The sequence below is a fragment of the Paraburkholderia sp. D1E genome (assembly GCF_052682275.1).
The window spans coordinates 6912192-6930803 of the sequence record NZ_JBQYMB010000001.1; the positions used below are offsets into that span (position 1 = coordinate 6912192).

An 18612-nucleotide genomic window follows, 5' to 3' on the forward strand; every position below is an offset into this window, starting at 1 on the left:
ATCGAAGGTCAACGCAGCCTGGATTTCCCGCACCTCAGCCAAACACTTTTATGACATCGACAGCCCATCACCCTGCGACGAACGCGTTGCTCATCACCAACGTCCGCCAACCTGACGGCGCACGTGTCGACGTGTCGATCGCCGACGGCCACATCACGGCGATCGGCCCGAACCTGCCGCGTGCGCCTGGCGTCGCCCACGAGGACGGTGCAGGCGCGCTGCTGCTGCCGGGTTTCGTCGAAGGCCATACGCACCTCGACAAAACCACCTGGGGCATGGACTGGTATCGCAATGAAGTCGGCCCGAAGCTGACCGACCGTATCGAAAACGAACGGCGCTGGCGCGCGCAAAGCGGCCATGACGCGGGGGCACAGTCGCTCGCGCTGGCTCGCGCGTTCGTACGCGCCGGAACGACGCGTCTGCGGACCCACGTCGATATTGATACCGACGCGGGCCTGCGTCATCTGGAAGGCGTACTCGCCACCCGCGAGCATTTGCGCGATGTACTCGATATGCAGATCGTCGCGTTCCCGCAGTCAGGCCTGCTCGGCCGCCCGGGTACGGACACGCTGCTCGATCGCGCGTTGACCGCGGGCGCAGATGTGCTCGGCGCGCTCGATCCCGCGTTGATCGACGGCGATCCGGTTGCGTCGCTCAATCTGACCTTCGACATTGCAAACCGGCAGCACAAACCGGTCGACATTCATCTTCATGAGCCCGGCGAAATCGGCGCGTTCACGCTGGGTCTCCTGCTCGACCGTGTCGCGGCGCTCGGCATGCAGGGGCAAGTGGTTGTCAGTCACGCGTTCTGTCTTGGCGCGTTGCCCGAGCGCGAACGCGACGCCTTGCTCACGCGGCTCGCCGACCTGCGCGTCGCGCTCCTGACAACGGCCCCGCCTTCGACACCCGTGCCGCCGCTCAAGGCCTGCATCGAACGAGGCGTGACGCTGTTTGGCGGCAATGACGGCGTGCGCGACACGTGGACGCCGTACGGCTCGCCGGACATGCTCGAACGCGCGATGCTGATCGGCATGCGCTACGGGCTGCGCCGCGACGACGATCTCGCGATTGCGTTCGACTGCGTCAGTACCACCGCTGCCCATGGCTGCGGGTTCACCAACTACGGCTTGCACGTCGGCGCGCGGGCCGATCTCGTCCTGCTGGATGCGGACACGATCGCCCACGCAGTTGTCGCACGGCCGCCGCGCTTGCTGGTGGTGGCCAACGGCCGGATCGTCGCGCGTAACGGCGCCGAGGTCCGTAGTTAATTTCCTTCTCGCCACGCGCCTCAACGAGTACGTTTCATCGATCTCGCTGTCGGTTACTTCAACTGACATGACATGCGGATGTATTCAGGCAGCCTTACTCGACCCGTTCCCATTTCTGTTCGGATGACTGAGGCCGTGGCCAACTGCCTATCTGCGCCGGCCGCCTATCCAGACGCTGCGCTGCTACCGTATCGACAATCAGGCCACTCAGTACGATCGCTGCGCCCACGCCTTGCCACACCGTCAAATGCTTGCCGAGCCAGACGATATCGACAGCGATTCCCACCATGGGCACCAGCAGTAACAGCATCGAAGTCCGTTGCACACCGAGTTGCTCGATACCGCGAAACCACAAACCATAAGCAACAATCGTCGCTGCCAGCACAAGATAACCGAGCGCGAAGCCGTTACGTAATCCAAGCTGCGCGGGTAAAGGTTCGAAACGCAAGGTAGCCGCAGCGAGAAACAGACCGCCCGCCAGCAGTTGCCAGCCGGTGAACACCAGTAGCGTATCCGGCCGGTTCCATTTCTTGAACAGGACAATCCCGCATCCCATCGAGGCCGACGCCCCCAGTCCCGCCAGCACACCAATCGGATTGAGCGCGGCGGGCGATGCGCGGACCAGCAACGCCACGCCCAACACACAGAACGCGATCAACAGCAAACGTTCAGCGCGCACCGGCTGGCCAAGCAGCGGCCAACTCAGCAACGTGGCCCAGAATGGCGCGAGGGCCATGAAGATGGTGATCATGCCGCCGGGCAGATGCGAAGCCGAGACGAAGAACAACCCGAACGTCAGCGAAATATTGACCATGCCGAGCATGACAATCCGCCCGAGCCAGGCACGCGGCGGCAGTCTGCGGAACAGCGCCAGAATCACGAGACCGGCGCCGAGACTGCGCACGGTCGCGATGAACAGCGGATGACCGGGCGCGGTTGCTTCGCTTGCCGTCAATGGCATCGTGCCCCACAGCACCGGTGCCAGCGCCGTGATGAACCACCTGATCCTACCCATACCACATACTCCGCTTCGCCTCTGGAAGCGAATTTAGCCACGGCAGACGTGATTCGAAACGCGTGCTGCGGTATGGCGGGAATCACCGTATCAGGGCCGGAAAACGTGTTAATGGGTAACACCCGGATGACCGTGACCGGCAAGCGGTCCGCGTAAGCGCTGTCACACAGCCGCATAGACCCCGGCCATCGTCGTAAATCCTTCGAGGCGTTTGATGCGCATGCTCCAGCGCCTGAGCGCCGGATAGTCGATCGATTCGATCCCGGCTTCGTCGAGTAATGCCACCGGTACGAAGCAGGCGATATCCGCCACCGTGGGCGCTGAAGTCGCACAGACAAACGGCGTGCCCGCGGCCTCGTTGAACCAGCAGGTTTCGTCGGCGATACGCAGCAGTTTCTTTGCGTCCGTGCGGCAAGCATTGTTGTGCGTCTGCACGCCATGCAGCACTTGCGCGCGCAACGGGAATACCACATCGCTCAATTGTGCGGCGAACCCGAGCCACGTATGAACGTGCGCGAGTTGCAGCGGATCGTCGAGCGGCAACCAGTGAGCCTGGCCTTCTGACCCGGTACTGCCATAGCGCCGCGCCAGATAGACGAGGATCGCGTGGGCATCGTGCATCAATGCGCCATCCGCGTCGAGCACCGGCAACGTGCCCAGCGGACTCATCGCGCGAAAGCGGCGCGTCTCGTTCTGCCTCGACGGATAAAGCTCAATGCGCGCCTTTTCGTAGGACACATCGAGCAGGCCCAACATCAGCCGAACCTTATAGCTTTCGCCGCACAACTCGTCGTCGTAAAGTTTGAGCATGGCGGCCTCATAGATCCAGGGTCAATGTTTCAGTCGCCGCACGCGAGACACACACCATCATGCAATCGCCCGCGGCCCGCTCCTGCGCTGTCAGAAAATCGTCGCGATGAAGCGGCGTTCCTTCTATAACGCGCGTGCGGCACGTGCCGCAGACGCCCTGCTCGCATGAACTCGGCACCTCGATGCCGTGATTGCGCAAGCTCTGCAACACCGTAACGCCGGCCGCAACCTTGATCGTTCGCCTGCTGCGCGACAGATGGACATCGAAGGCCCGATCCGCCGCATCATTGTCCGCGGAAGAATTCTTATCACTCAGGCTCCCTGAAGCGGAGACCGGTTTCGACAATGAGCGCTGCAGAATGACCGGCTGCACGGGCGGCGAAGTTGGCGGCACGGACAACGGCTGCCGATCGGCAACGCCATCGCGCGATAGCGGTTGAAGATGCTCCGATTGCTGCTCCAACGCATCGCGCAACGCGTTGAGACGTTGCTGATGATGCCGTTGCACGGTCAAGCGCTCGGTCAAGGCAACCGGTCCGAGCGCGACGCCATGCAAATACGTTCGTCCAACCCGGGCCGGCTGTACGACGAACACCGCCCGATGCGTGGCGTCGTCCAGTTGCTCGATCATCACGGCATTCGTCGCAACGTCGAACGCCACGCATTCCGTGGACTGCCATGGATCGAAGTGCGCATGGTCGAAGCAATACCCGGCGAGCGCATGCTGCACGGTTTCGCTGGGGGCATCGATCGCGACGGTGCGTAAGCGGACGTGTTGTGCTTCGGAAGGTGCGTTAAAGGCGGCGTCCGTCTCAAGTTCCTCGATCGGCGTAAATGGCGGCGCCTCACCGAATGGCGCGAGACAGGTCCACACGAAGCCATAACGCACTTCAACCGGCCATGTCTTCACCGCAACCGGCGGCGGCGCCGCATCGGGATGTGCCGGCACGAAGCGGCAAGCGCCGCTGCCCGAGTTGAACTGCCAGCCGTGATACTGACACTGCAGCGCTTCGCCACGATGGTGCCCGAGCGACAAACGCACACCGCGATGCGGGCAACGGTTTTCCCATACGTTGACGGCGCCGTCTTCGGCACGCCACACCACGAGTTCGTTGCCGTGCAGTTCGGTGTGATAGATCGCCTGCCCGCCGAGTTGATCGATGTCGCACAGCGCAAACCATGCGTGTTCCATGCGGTCCTTATCGGCCATGGGTCGTCCCATAGGTAACCTGCTGGGCCGTAAGCCAGCGGCGGTACGCGACCGACATCGCGTCGGCCCGCACTGGATGTTCCTCGCCGGTGCCGAGCGGCAGGCGTTTGGGCACCTGATTGACCAGAATCTTGATGTCCTGCGCGAAGATGGTTTGCTGGAAGCCGCGCAATGCGTCGTCGCTGCTAGCGTCGTCGAGATAACTCATTACCGTGTGGGCGACGCACCACTCTTCGTCGACCGGTTGCACGAACAGCGCAATCACGTCGAAGCGCTCGGGTTGCGGCGGGCAGGTCTTGTACAGAATCGCGCTGAACGGCCGCGCGACGCGGTACACGTAGCGCACATCGAGCGCGGCGCCCGCGGTCATCGCGGCGCGCGGCTGGTAGAAGCGGCAGTCGTGTGCGTACAGTTCGTCGTTGATCTCGTCGCGTTCGATGCGGTATGGCGCGACCTCAGTGTAGGGTTCCACGCCGAGATAGCCGGTATGCACGAACGGAAAATGCCCCATGTCGAGAAAGTTTTCGATTGCCCGCAAACCGCTCACGTGCACACGAAACGCACCGGCATGCAGCAGGCGTCGATCGGGCTCGTCGGCCTCGGGAATCGCGAGAATGTCGCGATGCGGCTCGCCGGGACACACCCACAGCACACCGTAGCGCGCCTGCGCATGGCACGGCGTGTGATCGTCGAGACGCCACACGCGGAAGCGTTTTTGCGACTGCGACTGTGCCGGCGCGGCAATGCCAATATCGACACCGAGCAGCCGCGTGCTGGTCACGGCGTTCGAACCACCGGACGCACCGCTGGATGCACCGAGGCCGTCGAGTGCATCCAGCGCGGCCACCGGATGCCAGTCGTTCCAGATCACTTCGTCGATCACCGTGTCGTTCATCGCTTCGCTTGCCGAACTTGCCGTACTCATAGCCGCCTTCTCCGTCATTGCGCGACGCTGCCCTGCACACCGTCGACGAACCAGTTTATCCGGTTCGTATCGTCCGCGGACAGCGTGGCGCCGGCAGCGACCCGCAACTTGCCGCTCTGATCCTTCAGTGGTCCGGCGAACGGATCGAGGCGGCCCGCGACCAAAGCCGCGCGCTTCTCGGCGAGTGCATGCTGCGCATCCGCCGGCACCACCGCTGTATTCACATTCACCAGGTCGGTGATGCCTTCCTTGACACCCCAGTAGACCGGCTTGTTAGTCCACGTGCCACGGCGCACTTCGTCGATCACCCGGGTGTAATAAATACCCCAGTCGTACGCCACCGATCCCAGATGCGCATGCGGGCCCCAGTGGCTCATGTCCGAATCCCAGCCGAACGCGTGGACCTTGTGCTGCTCGGCCACGGCCATCGTCGCGGTGGAATCGGTGTTCTGCATCAGCACGTCGGCGCCGAGTCCGACCAGCGTTTCAGCCGCCTGACGCTCCTTGCCAGGATCGAACCAGCTGCTGATCCATACCACCTTCACGACCGTTTGCGGCGCGACCGAACGCGCGCCGAGCGCGAACGCGTCGATATTGCGCACCACTTCCGGGATCGGCACCGAGCCGACAAAACCAAGCACATGCGACTTCGATACATAGCCGGCGACGACCCCGGCCAGATACGCGGACTCATACACCTTGCCGTTGAAGTTGCCGAGGTTCGGCGCACTCTTGTAGCCGGAGCAATGCAGAAACACGGTGTCCGGATAATCGTGCGCGACTTTCATCATCGAATCCATATAGCCGAACGACGTGCCGATCACGATCTTGTCGCCCTTCGCCGCGCGGTCGCGGAACACGCGGGCCGCATCGGCGTTTTCGGGGACGTCCTCGACGCGCGTCACCTTGATCTGCGAGCCGAGCTGCTTTTCCGCGGAGGCAATGCCGAGGTCGTGCGCATGGGTCCAGCCCGCATCGCCCGGATTGCCGAGATAGACAATGGAGACATCGAGCGGCGCGTCGGTGGCGGCAGCGGCGGACGCGCTCATGGTTGCAAGCGCAACAAGCGAAGCCGCGCTACCGGCGAGAAGCAACCGGCCGAAGCGATTGAGTCGGGTCATGACGAGGTTCCGGTAGTAAGGGAATGGAAAATGGCGGCAGAGGCTGAGTCAGCAGAAACCGGGGAAGCGGAAGAACCCACAGACGCCGAAGCAGCCGACGCAGAAAAAGCAGAAGAAGCGATACCGATCCCGGCAAGCGCGTCGCACACCAGCTCAGCTAGTTCAGCGGGCCGTGCGAGTTGAGGCACGTGGCCGCAGTCGATCGAGCGCACGATCGCGCCAGGCACCAGCGCCTGCATCTTGCGTTGCAGGGGCAACAGCACGGAGCGGTCACGCAGCGCTTCGACATAAATGCGCGGTACGCTGCCAAAACGCTCCGCGCTCAGCGTCGTGACGATCGCCCGGCCGCTTTCCTGCTGGGGCGTGAGTTTCGCGGCGGCTTGCCGAGCCGCTTGCGGCGGGCAATCGTGCAGGAAGATTTCAAGCGCCGCCTCGGTCGGAACGATGGTCGTGGCGCCCTCGTCGCTCCATTGCAGATACGGTGCGATGCCGCCGGCATCCGGCACATCTGCGGCGCTGGTCTCGACGAGCGCCGCGTAACCCATGCCCGACGGCAACATCATCCCCGCAACATAGACGAGGCACGCGATCCGCTCGGGCAACGCTTCGGCCAGCTGCGAAGCCGGCACACCCGCGCCACTATGCGCGACCACGACGACGGGGCCGTCGAATGCCGCGAGCGCTTCAGTCAGCGCGTCGACATAGGTTGGCAACGAGACTTCGAGGCCGGCATCGCGTGAAACATTCGCGCCATTGCCGGGCAGATCGACTGCCTTGTACGTCCAACCGCGCGCCGCGAGTTCCGGCAGCCAGGCGTCCCACGCCCAACTGCCCTGCCACGCGCCGTGAATCAGCAGCATGCCCGCTGCGGGGGTGCGCACCGGCGTCATCCGTAAGTTCTCCGGTAGCACGCTTCGAGATGACCCACCACGGTGATCGGCGGATACTTCGGCGCTTCACCCTCTACCGTACAACCCGGCAAACACGTCACCACATAGTCCGGCCGTCCGGTGAAGAAGAACGGCATCGAGTAACGCTCGCGGCCCGACGCATTGACCACGCGATGCAGGGTCGAGCGATAGCGCTCGTTGGTCCAGCGCGCAATCAGGTCGCCCAGATTGACGACGAAGGTGCCGGGCAGCGGCGGCACGTGAATCCACCCGCCCTCGCTGTCCTGCACTTGCAGACCGCCGGTTGCGTCCTGCCATAGCAGCGTCAGACAGCCGAAGTCGGTATGCGCGCCACAGCCCTTCTGCTCGGGCAACGCCTGTGCCGGTTGCGGCGGATAGTGCAACAGGCGCAGCGTGCCCATCGCCTCGTCGCAGAACGCGTCGAAATGGTCTTCCGGTAAATCGAGCGACAACGCAAGGCCGCGCGTCAAACGCGTCGACAGGTCGAACAGCGCCGCGAAATAAGCCTCCATGGCCGGACGAAAACCGGGCGACTGGCGCGGCCACTGATTCGGCCCGCAGTTGAACGCGCGCGCCACCACGCGCGGATGATCGAGCGGCAGTTCGTTGCCGATGTAAAAACCTTCTTTCAGATCGGGCGGCGTGCCCGCTTCCAGCACCTGGCCGCGCAACGGCTCATAGCCGCGGTTGCAGAACGACTGCGCCTTGTCGACCCGGCGCTTCTCAGCGTCGCTCAGCGCGAAAAAGCGCTCGGCTTCGGCGCGCGCCGCGTCGATCAAGGCCGGCTCGATGCCGTGACTGGCGATGTAGAAAAAGCCCTTGTCGATGCAAGCGGCATGGAGCGCCGCGCCCACCGCCGCGCGTTGCAGCGGATCGGCCGATGCAAGCCCGGCCACGTCGATGACAGGCAGGCTCGTGTGCGGCACTGCTTTGGCTGATAGCACTTCGGACATCCCGGCTCCCTTGAACCCGTTTTGACCGAGTCTAGATCGCGGCGGGTGATCAAAAAAGCGCAGAAAAAAGTGCATGCTGATGCCGTTTCGGCATCAGCACCGGCGCGAGTCGTCAGACCGCCGGCTCGTCGCCCTCCCGCTCGGCGATCGCCTCGGCAAGCAGCCGAACGAATGCATCGAGCGCGGGCGTCAAGGTGCGCCCGGCGCGTGCGTAGGCGCCCAGCTCGGAGACCAGCGCGCGCGGCGTGCGCAGTGGAATATGCACCAGCGTGCTGTCCGCGAGATCGCGCTCCAGCCCGAGGCGAGTCTGGAACCCCACGCCGCGCCCGCGTGCCGCCATGCGCCGCATCAGCTCGATCGAATCGCTTTCGAGCACCGTTTGCAGCGGCAACGCGCAATGACGGATCAACGGTTCGAGCAACCCGCTGATCGACAATTGCGCGTTGCCGAGAATCAGCGGATAGCGCGCGCACTGCGCGAACGTGACGCTTGTCTCGCCGGCGAGCGGATGATCCGCGGCGACGATCGCACCGAGCTGGAAACGCCCCACGGCGAGTTGCTGCAAGTCGTCCGTGCGCGGCAGCGAGAACGCGAGGCCAAGGTCGGCGTCGCCATCCAGAATCGTGCGGGCAATCGACGCGGAACCGGCCGTATGCACCTGAAAACGGATCGCCGGATAACGCGTCAGCATCCGTTCGACGAGGTCCGGCAGAAAACTCGAGTTGAGCCCCTCGACCGTGACGATGCCGATCTCGCCGCGACGGATTCCGCGCAGCGCGTCCATCTCGCTCTCGAAGCGGCGCGCGTCCTGCAGCACGGTAATCACATGCCGCGCGAACGCCTCGCCCGCAGCCGTCAATGCCAGCCCCGCCGGGAGCCGCTCGAAGAGCGGCGTGCCGACTTCCGCTTCAAGCTTCAGCAACTGCCGGTTCACCGCCGAAGAGGCAACGTGCAATTGCCGCGCCGCTTCACGGATGGAGCTACAGCGCCGAATTGCATCGAAATAGCGAAGCGAGCGCGCGTGGATGTGCCATGCGAGGGCATCGGCCACCGTGGTTTTCGACATATCGGTCCGGGTTGTTATTTATGGGTAAAGTCACGCTGACCATCAGCAACAAAAAAAGCGCACTGTCGCTCAACAGTACGCCTTCGAAAAATACAGCAAAAAGCCCTACGCTTACCGAAACCCACGTTTTGACACATTAGGGCCGCTCGCCTCGCACTCGAGCGGCCCTGTTCAAGCCGCTTCGGCCAAGGCCTTGCGCTCTTCGATCGCCACCGCCGGCGGCGCGGCATGGTCGACGCCCAGCGCTTGCAAGGACTGTGCGCACGCCCGTACCACGCGGCGCATCACGCGCTCATCCACCTGACCGATGCAGCCGATGCGGAAGCTGTCCACCACGGTCAGCTTGCCCGGATAAATGATGAAACCCTGCTCCTTCATCAATTCATAAAAGCGCTCGAACTTGAACGACGCATGCGCCGGCGCAAAAAAAGTCACGATGATCGGCGAGCGCCAGCGAGCGTTCAGCAGCAGTTCGAAGCCGAGCTCCTTCATGCCCGCGACCAGCACGTCACGATTGTTCGCATAACGCGCGAGGCGCCCGGCCTGCCCGCCTTCGAGCTGGTGCAGACGCAATGCCTCGATAAACGCGGCCACGGTGTGCGTGGGCGGCGTGAAGCGCCATTGCCCGGTACGGTTCATCACGTCCCACTGGTCATACACGTCGAGCGAGAGCGAATGGCTGCGGCCCTTGGCCTCCTGCAACGCGCGCTTGCGGGCGATCACGAAACCGAAGCCAGGCACGCCCTCGATGCACTTGTTCGCCGACGAGACGAAGGCCTCGCACTGAATTTGCCTCACATCGAGCGGCACCGCGCCGAATGCGCTCATCGAGTCGATCAGCAGCTTGCGGCCTTTTTTCGCGGTGGCGGCAGCGATTTCTTCAATGGGATTGAGAATGCCGGAGCTCGTTTCGCAATGCACCGCGACCACGTGCGTGATGCCTGGATCGGCGTCCAGCATGCTTTCGACTTCGGCGCCGCGCGGCGGCAGATAGTCGCCCTTGTCGAGTACCGTGCAGGCACGGCCGAGATAACCGAGGGTGGTCGCGATGCGCTTGCCATAGGCGCCGTTGGCCAGCACCAGGGCATGGCCGTCGCGCGGAATCAGGCTGCCGAGCATCGCTTCGACGCAATAACTGCCGCTGCCCTGGAGCGGCACGCAGTCGTACTCGCCGGCGGTGTCGCCGGCAATGTCCAGCAGGCTGCTGCGCAGGTGCGCAGTCATCGCCCGGAAGTCACCGTCCCACGAGCCCCAGTCGCGCAGCATCGCTTCCTTGGTCGAGAACGCCGTGGTCAACGGTCCCGGCGTCAACAGATAGGGCTCGCCCCTGGCCGGCATGGCACACGTCACGGCTGAAGGCATTGCGGACACTGTCGGGGCGCTGTTCGTCGCGTTTTTCATGGTCGGAATCTTCCATATCGCTGTTTCGGTCATGACACAGTACAGAAAGCTTGCCCATCGGCAAAATCGATATAATTGATTCTGGTATCGTAAAAACTTATCTCTCGAGGAGGCAGACGTGCAATACGCGCAATTGCGTGCGTTTCATGCGGTCGCGGAACACGGCGGGTTTTCCAAAGCGGCGCAAGCGCTGTCGCTCACGCAGCCGGCGGTGTCGGATCATGTGAAGCGGCTCGAGCAGGATTACGGCGTCAGATTGTTCAACCGAGGTCCACGCGGCGTCGAAACGACCGAACTCGGCCTGCGTCTCTTCAGCGTGACGCGGCAGATGCTCAGTTGCGAGCGCGATGCGCGGCAACTCCTCGAATCGGCGGGTGGGCTCGAGTCGGGCTCGCTTTCGCTGGTCGCGGACGCACCCGATCTGGCTGTCGCGCTGATCGGCGCATTTCGCAAGTTACATCCGGGGATTGTCGTGACGCTATCGATCGCCAATGCCGCGGACTGCATGCAGCGCGTACTGTCGAGCGCGGTCGACGCTGCCATTACCGCCGCGCCGCAGGTGCACAGCCGCCTCGTGTCGCGCGTGCTGCGACGCGATCCGCTGGTGGCGATGGTGCCGGCGAGCTATCCGGTGGCAAAGAAACGCAAGCTGAGTTACGCGGAACTCGTGCAACAGCCGATGATTTTTCGCGAGCCGCAATCCGTCACGCAGCAGTTGCTGGAAATCGAATTGGTGCGCGAGTCGTTGCAGGTCGAGCCGGTGATGTACGTAGACGGGCGTGAAGCGCTGGAGGAAGCGGTCGCACAAGGTATGGGTGTCGGCGTGATCGCGCGCGCCGAATTCAACGAATCGCGGCGGATCAGAACGATTCCGCTGCAGGATTGCCAGGTGCAGATGATCGAATCGCTCACGCGGCTCGCCGAGCGGCCGGGGTCGAATCTTCTCGATGCATTGTTTGCGGTGGAGTTGACAAACGCCGCTGCCGTGACAACCCGGTAAAACAGAGCGCCGCCGGGCACGCGTTGCCCGGCGGCGTTTTCATGCAGTCCTGACGCGGTGAGCGTGGATCGGGATGGCGCCTCGACTCACGACGCACCAACACCCGAACACACGCTGCGCATCATCCTGTTACCGCGAACCGCCACTGGCGATCAGGCTTTCGCCGGTCAACCAGCGCGAATCGTCGGAGGCGAGGAACACGGCAACGTCGGCGATATCGTCAGGCTGACCGATGCGGCCAAGCGGTGTCGTGCTGATTGCCCAGGTCTCGAAGTCCGAGCCAACGAAGCCGGCGCTATGCGTGCCTTCAGTTTCCACCATGCCGGGATTCACGGAGTTGACGCGAATCTTGCGCGGGCCGAGTTCACGTGCCAGCACACCGGTGATGGCGTCCACGGCGCCCTTGGTGGCGGTGTAGACCGAACTGCCCGGTGGCGTGATACGGCTGACAACCGAACTGACGTTCACAATGCTGCCGCCTTCGCCCAGATGTTTCACCGCTGCTTGCGTGACCAATAGCAGACCCAGCACGTTCACATTGAAGTGCTTATGGAAGTGCGCTTCGGTGATATCTTCGATCGGCGCCATCTCATACACGCCGGAATTGTTGACCAGAATGTCGAGGCGGCCATACGTTTCGACGGCCGTATCAATGATGCCTTTCGCGTCGGCTGCCTTGGAGACATCGCCGGCAACGGCCACTGCCTTACCGCCCGCCGCGGTGATCGTGGCGACTACGTCGTCCGCGCCCGCCTTGCTGGACGCATAGTTCACCACGACCGACGCGCCCTGCGCAGCCAGTGCCTTCGCAATCGCGGCGCCGATGCCTTTCGATGCACCCGTTACAACCGCAACCTTACCTGTGAGCTTGCTCATGATCATGTCCTTTTGGATGGAGTTCGCGCCGACGTCGCTGTCGCGAAGATTCGCGGGGCTGACGTCGATGAAGCTGGAAATGCAATGGCGCTGTCACAGGACACAATGTAGGCACACAAGCCGCATGGATAAAGCGGCTCAAAACGAATAGATACGTCGGATGAGCCGAACAATCGGAAAGGCGCGGCGGGCGGGACGCACAGGCAACGGTCAGACAATTTCGCGGGGCGTCGCGATGCCTTTTGACGCTTACAGCATCTTTCTGGCCCCGCATACAAAATTCGGTGGGACATGCCCCGCCTACTTCATCGCTTCGATACAAACCCGCCGAAGAACGATTGCGCGTTCGCGTCGAGCGATTCGATGTGATAGCCGCCTTCCTGCACGATCAGCGTGGGCAGCTTCAGCCCGCCGAGCTTACCGCCGAGTGTGCCGAAGCCTTCGGTCGTCACGGCCACCATCGATTGCGGATCGTCCTTGTAGATATCGAAGCCCAGTGCAACGACCAGCGCGTCGGGTTGGAAACGCGCAACCACGCGCAACGCCGCATCCAGTTGCTCGAAGAACACCGCTTCCGACGAACCGTGCGGCATCGGCAGATTGACGTTGTAGCCTTCGCCTTTCGCTGCGCCGCGTTCGTCTTCGAAGCCGGCTACTACCGGATAGAAATTCGTGGGATCGCCGTGGATCGACACGTACAACACATCGTCGCGGCCGTAGAAAATCTCCTGAATGCCCTGGCCGTGATGCATGTCGGTATCGAGAATCGCGACGCGCCCGTATTTTTCCCGTAGCGCCTGCGCCGCGACAGCTGCATTGTTCAGATAGCAGAAACCCCCTGCCGCTTCGGCACGCGCATGATGGCCTGGCGGGCGGCACAAGGCATACGCTTCGCCCGCGCCGTCGAGAATCGCGTGCGCGGCTGCCAGCGCGCTTTGCGCGGACCAGTAGGCCGATTCGTAGGTATCCGCGCCGACCGGGCAACTGCCATCGGCGAGGTAGCGTCCAGCTTGCGCAAGTACGCCGCGCAAAGGATTATTCTCGCGGATGTATACGTTCGACATCACCTCGTCGCCCCATTCCGCAGGAATCTTCTTCCACTCGCGGTGCGCTTCTTCGAGGAAGCGCAGATAGTTCATCCCGTGTACGTCGGCGAGCGGCGCAGTACCGAAATCTGCCGGTTCGCGCACGTCGAAGCCAAGCTTCTTCGCGGCTTCGACGAGCCGCAACGCGCGCTCAGGCACTTCCTGTGGCGAGCGCATCTGACCGCGCGACAGATAGCTGCGCGGATGATGCTTCAACTGTGCCGGATGAAAAAACGTCTGCATGGGTCCAGTTCCTTGGCTTCACTATTCAGCTGTATTCAGGCGTAGGCCGGTGCGGCCGCCTTCGCACGCGCCAGCACCGCATTGATCAACACATTCGCACCCGCGGTTACGTCGCCGGGTAGTGCATCTTCGGCTTCGTTGTGCGAGAGGCCGTCGACGCACGGGATGAACACCATTGCGGTCGGCACGTGCCTCGCCAGATGAATCGCATCATGTCCCGCACCGCTGACGATACGCTCATATGAGTAGCCGAGTTGCTGCGTCGCCTGTTCGACCAGCGCGACGCAGTCTGAATCGAATGGCGTTGCAGGACTCTTCCAGTAAGTCGAAATCGCGGCTTGCAAACCGCGTTGCGTGGAGATTTGCTCGAATGCCAGGCGCACATCTCGCTCCATGGCGTCGATCGTTGCATCGTCGGGATGACGAAGATCGACGGTGAACGTCACTTTACCGGCGATCGTATTGCGCGAAGAATTCGGCACGTCGATCTGACCTATCGTGACCAGTCCCGAAGGCGCGTAGCGTTGGGCGATGGCTTCGAGCTCGAGCGCCATGGCCGAGGCTGCGAAGAAAGCATCTTTTCTATAGGGCATCGGCGTGGTGCCGGCGTGTGCCGCGACGCCGGTCACGTCGACGTCGAGCCAGCGGATCGCCTGCCCGCCGGTGACGACACCGATCGGATGGCCATGGCTTTCCAGAATCGGCCCCTGCTCGATATGCGCTTCGAAATAGGCCTCGATCTGGTTCACGTCGAGATGACGCCCGCTTTCATAGCCACACGCCTGAAGCGCCTCGGAGAGCGTGGCGCCTTGTGCGTCCCGGGTTCGCAATGCTTCGTCCAATGGCGTCGCACCGACGAATACCGCGGAGCCCAGCATCGCTGGCGTAAAACGTGCGCCTTCCTCGTTGGTCCACGAGACGATTTCAATCGGATGATGTGTCTGAATGTTCTGTTCGTTCAGACTCCGAATCACTTCCAGTGCAGCCAGCACGCCGTACACGCCATCGAAACGGCCGCCTTCCGGCTGTGTGTCGAGATGGCTGCCGATCAAAACAGGCTTCGCGTCAATCTGCGTTCCTTCGCGGCGTGCAAACAGATTACCCACTTCGTCCGTATGCACCGTCATGCCCGCCTGCCTGCACCAATCGGCGAATAACTTACGCCCGAGGCGGTCTTCTTCCGTCAGCGCCAGACGCCGGACGCCACCGCGCGCGGTCGCGCCGAGTGTCGCCATTTCCATCAAGCTCGCCCACAGGCGTTGTCCATCGACTTTCAACATCTTTGATTTCCCTTTGATTCAATGTACCGGCAGTGCGTCGGGTGCATCGGCACGGCGGTGTTTCAGCGCATCCAGTGCGACGATGCACGACAACGAGATGCCCGCGAGACACGTGTAAAACACCGCAAGCGGCCACCATTGGCCAACGAATTTGTGGGCGAGCCATGTTCCCGCCAGCGGCGTCAAACCACCCGCGATCGCACCGCACACCTGGTACGAAAGCGAGATCGCGGAATAACGCACACGCACCGGGAATATCCCGCTGACAAAGCCCGCGATCACCGAATAGAAACTCGCCATACACACCACCGCGAGCGCGATGCCGACAATCATCGACAGTCGGCTGCCGCTTTGCACGAGCGTGAACATGGGATACGGCGAGAGCATCGCGGCAAACGCGGCGAGCTTCAGGAAGCGCGCACCGCCGATCTTTTCAGCAAGCCATGCAGCCAGCGGTTGCGCCAGAAACTGGATGATCGCGACCGCGAACAGACAATCGAGAATCAGCGATTTCGACACGCCGATGTTTTGCGTGGTGTACGAAATCATGAAGGTATTGGTGAAATACACGCCCGCAATACCGATTGTGTTCGCGCCGATGCACAGCGCAACGAGCGCGCCGGAAGAACGGAACACTTCGGCAATCGGCAACTCGACAGTGCGCTTCGCCTCTTTCTCGCGCTGGAATTCCGGCGACTCGTTCACCCCCATGCGGATAAAGATGCCGACCGCGAGCAGCACCGCGCTAGCCAGAAACGGCAGGCGCCAGCCATATGCAATGAAATCGTCGTGCGGCATCGACGTGACCGCGCGAAATGCGATCAGCGAGAGAATCAGTCCGGCCGGGCTGCCCAGTTGCGCGAACGAGGCGAAGAAGGTGCGCCGCCCTTTCGGTGCATGTTCGCCGGCCATCAGCACGGCGCCGCCCCACTCGCCGCCCACGGCCACGCCTTGCACCACACGCAGCAGCACCAGCAGCACGGGCGCGAGTACGCCGACCTTCGCATAAGCCGGCAGCAAGCCGACGCACACGGTTGCGACGCCCATCATCATCAGCGTGGTCATCAGCGCCTTCTTGCGGCCGATCCGGTCGCCCAGGTGGCCGAAGATCACGCCGCCGAGTGGCCGCGCAAAGAACCCGACCGCGAAGGTCGCGAACGACGCCATCGTGCTGACAAACGGGTCGTGCGAAGGAAAGTACAACTCGCCGAACACCAGCGCGGCGGCGGTGGCGTAGATGTAAAAGTCATACCACTCGATCATCGTGCCGATGAAAGCGGCGCTTGCCGCTCGCACGGGCTGACGGGTGGCTTGAGTTGAAGCGTTCATGGCGGCTCCTCAGTCGCGATTCCTGAGATCAGGGCATCTTGTGAGGGGTTTTATCGCCAGCCATAAAACATTAGTCAAATTTCGGTTTATTATCTCAACTATAAATTTTGCTAATACCTAGGGTGATTCCATGACTCAACTGCGCGCGGACGTTACGCGTTTTTTGAATGACAGGCTCGACTGGAACCTGCTGCGCACCTTCCTCGTGATCATGCAGGAGCGCAGCGTGAGCCGTGCCGCGGCCCGTTTGCATCTGACGCAACCCGCGGTCAGCCAGGCGCTCAAGCGGCTCGAAGACACGCTCGGGCGCAACCTGATCCAGCGCCGCGGCCCGCACTTCGAACCCACCCGCGCCGGCGAGGAGGTGTACCGGATCGCCAGCGATATTTACGGCCACATGTCGCGGCTGGAAACCGAACTCGACGACCGCAGCGACGACATCACCGGGTCGATCCGGCTTCTCACGGTGAGCCGGATCGACTCCGGCGTCTACGACGAATTCCTCGCGGAATTCCACAAGACCTATCCGCGCGTGGACTTGCACATCGAAGTGATGCGCTCGTCGGACATCATCTCGTCGCTGCTGCAAAAGACGGCTACCGCTGGCCTCGGCCTATGCCGAACACCCGTCGACAAACTCGAGCAGCGTTGTTTTCTGCGCCAACGGTATGCGCTTTTTTGCGGGCGGCATCATCGGCTGTTCGGGCGGCATGCCCTCTCGATCGATCAGTTGCTGGCGGAAAACTTCGTGTCGTTCACCAGCGACCAGATCGGCGACAGCCTTTCACCGCTTACCGTGTTTCGCGATCAACGCGGCTTCACCGGACGCATCGTAGCGGCCTCGCCGAGCCTCGACGAAGTGCGCCGGCTGATCTTCGCCGGCTATGGCATCGGCTGCCTGCCCGAGCACATCGTGCGCGATGACCTCGCGCAGCAGCGGTTGTGGCGTCTGCCGCCGGAAGAGGGTTTGGTCGACGTCGACATTGATCTGCTGTGGCTGCGCGCCCGCAAGATGAACGCCGCCGAGCAGGCGTTTCTCGACGGCATGGAGCGCACAATGCAACGCTACGCGCTACCCGAGCGGCTTGCGCCGCGTTGACTGAGGATGAGCCTGGCGGTTCACCGGCTTCCACGCTTGCGGATGAACGCGATCTGCGCGGCCACGCTGGCCAGCACGGCCAAGGCACCCAATGTATCCAGAATAGTCGACCACACAATCCAGCCCCCTGATTCACTCCCGTCACTTCCTGATCAAACGAATGCGCGCGCCAGCAACTGAATACCCAAGCCGAGCAGACACAGAAAAAACCAGCGGCGGAAGGTCGCCGGACTAATGTGTCCGCGCACCCGTTGGCCGATCCACATACCGAGCAACGCGGGCACCACCGCGCAAAGCGATTCGCTCAGGTCGCCGATCGCGAATGCATGCTCGCGTGCCAGTCCAATGGCGAGCGCGAGGGTGGAAACGGTGAAGGACAGGCCGAGCGCCTGAACCAGATCCTCTTTCTTTAACGTTAGCCCCTGAAGGTAAGGCACCGCCGGCACGACGAATACCCCTGTCCCTCCGGTGATCGCGCCGGTGACCACGCCGACCGCCGGGGATAGCCAGCGCTCGTGTCGCGACGGCACCGAGAAGCGCCACGCCATCAGCCCCGCCACAGCATAGAGCGTCAACGCGGCGCCCAATCCGGCCACAGCCCATTCGCCGCCCCCGCCGGCAATGAACGACGCAGTCGCAACCGTTCCGACGCCAATACCGACCATCATCAGCCACAAACGCCTGAACAGCGCCCGCACGTTGGGCCCCGCGAACAGTTGCCAGACGTTCGTGACAAAAGACGGCAGCAGCAGCATCGCGGCAGCCTGCGCCGGTAGCATCAGTGTGCCGAGCACGCCCATGGCGACGGTCGGCAGGCCCATGCCGGTCACACCCTTGACGAAGCCGGCCGCGACGAAAGTCGCCGCAACCACGCTCGCACGCATAGCGAAAGAAGAGATCATCGGGATGTTGTTCTGATTATCATGTCGGCGATTTTCGATTGCCGCAGCGCCGCCCACAATGCGTAAGATACGTACAGTGACTTAGGCTATGCCTAAGGCTGAAACTGAAATTCAGCTG

Annotated in this window: 17 protein-coding genes; 3 read left to right on the top strand and 14 right to left on the bottom strand. The window is 62.6% G+C overall.

All coding sequences use genetic code 11. From position 1 onward, the window contains the following. The first annotated feature begins 50 nt into the window (after window positions 1-50). Complete coding sequence (locus ACUN0E_RS31125) at window positions 51-1268, top strand: amidohydrolase family protein (protein ID WP_445568991.1); 1218 nt, start codon at window positions 51-53, stop codon at window positions 1266-1268. A 94-nt stretch (window positions 1269-1362) separates the two neighbouring features. Here the strand turns inward: ACUN0E_RS31125 and ACUN0E_RS31130 are convergent, their stop codons facing one another. The 9 genes from ACUN0E_RS31130 to ACUN0E_RS31170 all read right to left on the bottom strand — a co-directional run bounded on the left by ACUN0E_RS31130 (window position 1363) and on the right by ACUN0E_RS31170 (window position 10680). Further along, window positions 1363-2283, bottom strand: coding sequence for a DMT family transporter (locus ACUN0E_RS31130; protein WP_445568992.1), 921 nt, complete (start codon window positions 2281-2283; stop codon window positions 1363-1365). A 162-nt stretch (window positions 2284-2445) separates the two neighbouring features. Continuing rightward, entirely contained in the window at window positions 2446-3093 is a 648-nt protein-coding gene (locus tag ACUN0E_RS31135; protein ID WP_445568993.1) for a glutathione S-transferase family protein, read from the bottom strand. Between the two features lie 7 nt (window positions 3094-3100). Continuing rightward, entirely contained in the window at window positions 3101-4315 is a 1215-nt protein-coding gene (locus tag ACUN0E_RS31140; protein ID WP_445568994.1) for a Rieske 2Fe-2S domain-containing protein, read from the bottom strand. Then, window positions 4293-5228 carry an aromatic ring-hydroxylating dioxygenase subunit alpha gene (locus tag ACUN0E_RS31145; protein WP_445568995.1) on the bottom strand — a complete coding sequence of 312 codons (936 nt, stop codon included), beginning with the start codon at window positions 5226-5228 and terminating at the stop codon, window positions 4293-4295. Before ACUN0E_RS31145 ends, ACUN0E_RS31140 begins: the two co-directional genes overlap by 23 nt. 14 nt (window positions 5229-5242) lie before the next feature. Further along, on the bottom strand, window positions 5243-6349 hold the full coding sequence (locus tag ACUN0E_RS31150; RefSeq protein WP_445568996.1) for a BMP family ABC transporter substrate-binding protein: 1107 nt from the start codon (window positions 6347-6349) through the stop codon (window positions 5243-5245). Beyond that, entirely contained in the window at window positions 6346-7239 is an 894-nt protein-coding gene (locus tag ACUN0E_RS31155) for an alpha/beta fold hydrolase (protein ID WP_445568997.1), read from the bottom strand. The genes ACUN0E_RS31150 and ACUN0E_RS31155 overlap by 4 nt, the downstream gene beginning before the upstream one ends. Beyond that, window positions 7236-8213 (bottom strand): isopenicillin N synthase family dioxygenase, encoded by a 978-nt coding sequence (locus tag ACUN0E_RS31160; RefSeq protein WP_445568998.1) that lies wholly within the window; start codon window positions 8211-8213, stop codon window positions 7236-7238. Before ACUN0E_RS31160 ends, ACUN0E_RS31155 begins: the two co-directional genes overlap by 4 nt. A 112-nt stretch (window positions 8214-8325) precedes the next feature. Continuing rightward, entirely contained in the window at window positions 8326-9279 is a 954-nt protein-coding gene (locus ACUN0E_RS31165; RefSeq protein WP_408230445.1) for a LysR family transcriptional regulator, read from the bottom strand. A gap of 171 nt (window positions 9280-9450) precedes the next feature. Next, window positions 9451-10680: a 2-aminoethylphosphonate--pyruvate transaminase gene (locus ACUN0E_RS31170; RefSeq protein WP_445568999.1), complete on the bottom strand. Its 1230-nt coding sequence runs from the start codon at window positions 10678-10680 to the stop codon at window positions 9451-9453. 118 nt (window positions 10681-10798) lie between these two features. On the opposite strand from ACUN0E_RS31170, the gene ACUN0E_RS31175 reads away from it, so the two are divergent. After that, entirely contained in the window at window positions 10799-11680 is an 882-nt protein-coding gene (locus ACUN0E_RS31175; protein ID WP_445569000.1) for a LysR substrate-binding domain-containing protein, read from the top strand. A gap of 129 nt (window positions 11681-11809) precedes the next feature. Here the strand turns inward: ACUN0E_RS31175 and ACUN0E_RS31180 are convergent, their stop codons facing one another. From ACUN0E_RS31180 to ACUN0E_RS31195, 4 genes are all read right to left on the bottom strand, one after another. Continuing rightward, window positions 11810-12556 carry a glucose 1-dehydrogenase gene (locus ACUN0E_RS31180; protein ID WP_445569001.1) on the bottom strand — a complete coding sequence of 249 codons (747 nt, stop codon included), beginning with the start codon at window positions 12554-12556 and terminating at the stop codon, window positions 11810-11812. Window positions 12557-12861: 305 nt separating this feature from the next. Next, the gene (locus ACUN0E_RS31185; protein ID WP_445569002.1) at window positions 12862-13884 is read right to left on the bottom strand and encodes a histone deacetylase family protein; all 1023 of its coding nucleotides are present in this window, start codon (window positions 13882-13884) and stop codon (window positions 12862-12864) included. Between the two features lie 35 nt (window positions 13885-13919). Continuing rightward, window positions 13920-15164, bottom strand: coding sequence for a Zn-dependent hydrolase (locus ACUN0E_RS31190; RefSeq protein ID WP_445569003.1), 1245 nt, complete (start codon window positions 15162-15164; stop codon window positions 13920-13922). 18 nt (window positions 15165-15182) lie between these two features. Beyond that, window positions 15183-16493, bottom strand: coding sequence for an MFS transporter (locus tag ACUN0E_RS31195; protein WP_408230427.1), 1311 nt, complete (start codon window positions 16491-16493; stop codon window positions 15183-15185). A 139-nt stretch (window positions 16494-16632) separates the two neighbouring features. On the opposite strand from ACUN0E_RS31195, the gene ACUN0E_RS31200 reads away from it, so the two are divergent. Further along, window positions 16633-17592: a LysR family transcriptional regulator gene (locus tag ACUN0E_RS31200; RefSeq protein ID WP_434110216.1), complete on the top strand. Its 960-nt coding sequence runs from the start codon at window positions 16633-16635 to the stop codon at window positions 17590-17592. A 152-nt stretch (window positions 17593-17744) separates the two neighbouring features. Here ACUN0E_RS31200 and ACUN0E_RS31205 read toward each other — a convergent pair whose 3' ends face one another. After that, the gene (locus ACUN0E_RS31205) at window positions 17745-18494 is read right to left on the bottom strand and encodes a sulfite exporter TauE/SafE family protein (RefSeq protein WP_445569004.1); all 750 of its coding nucleotides are present in this window, start codon (window positions 18492-18494) and stop codon (window positions 17745-17747) included. Window positions 18495-18612 lie beyond the last annotated feature (118 nt).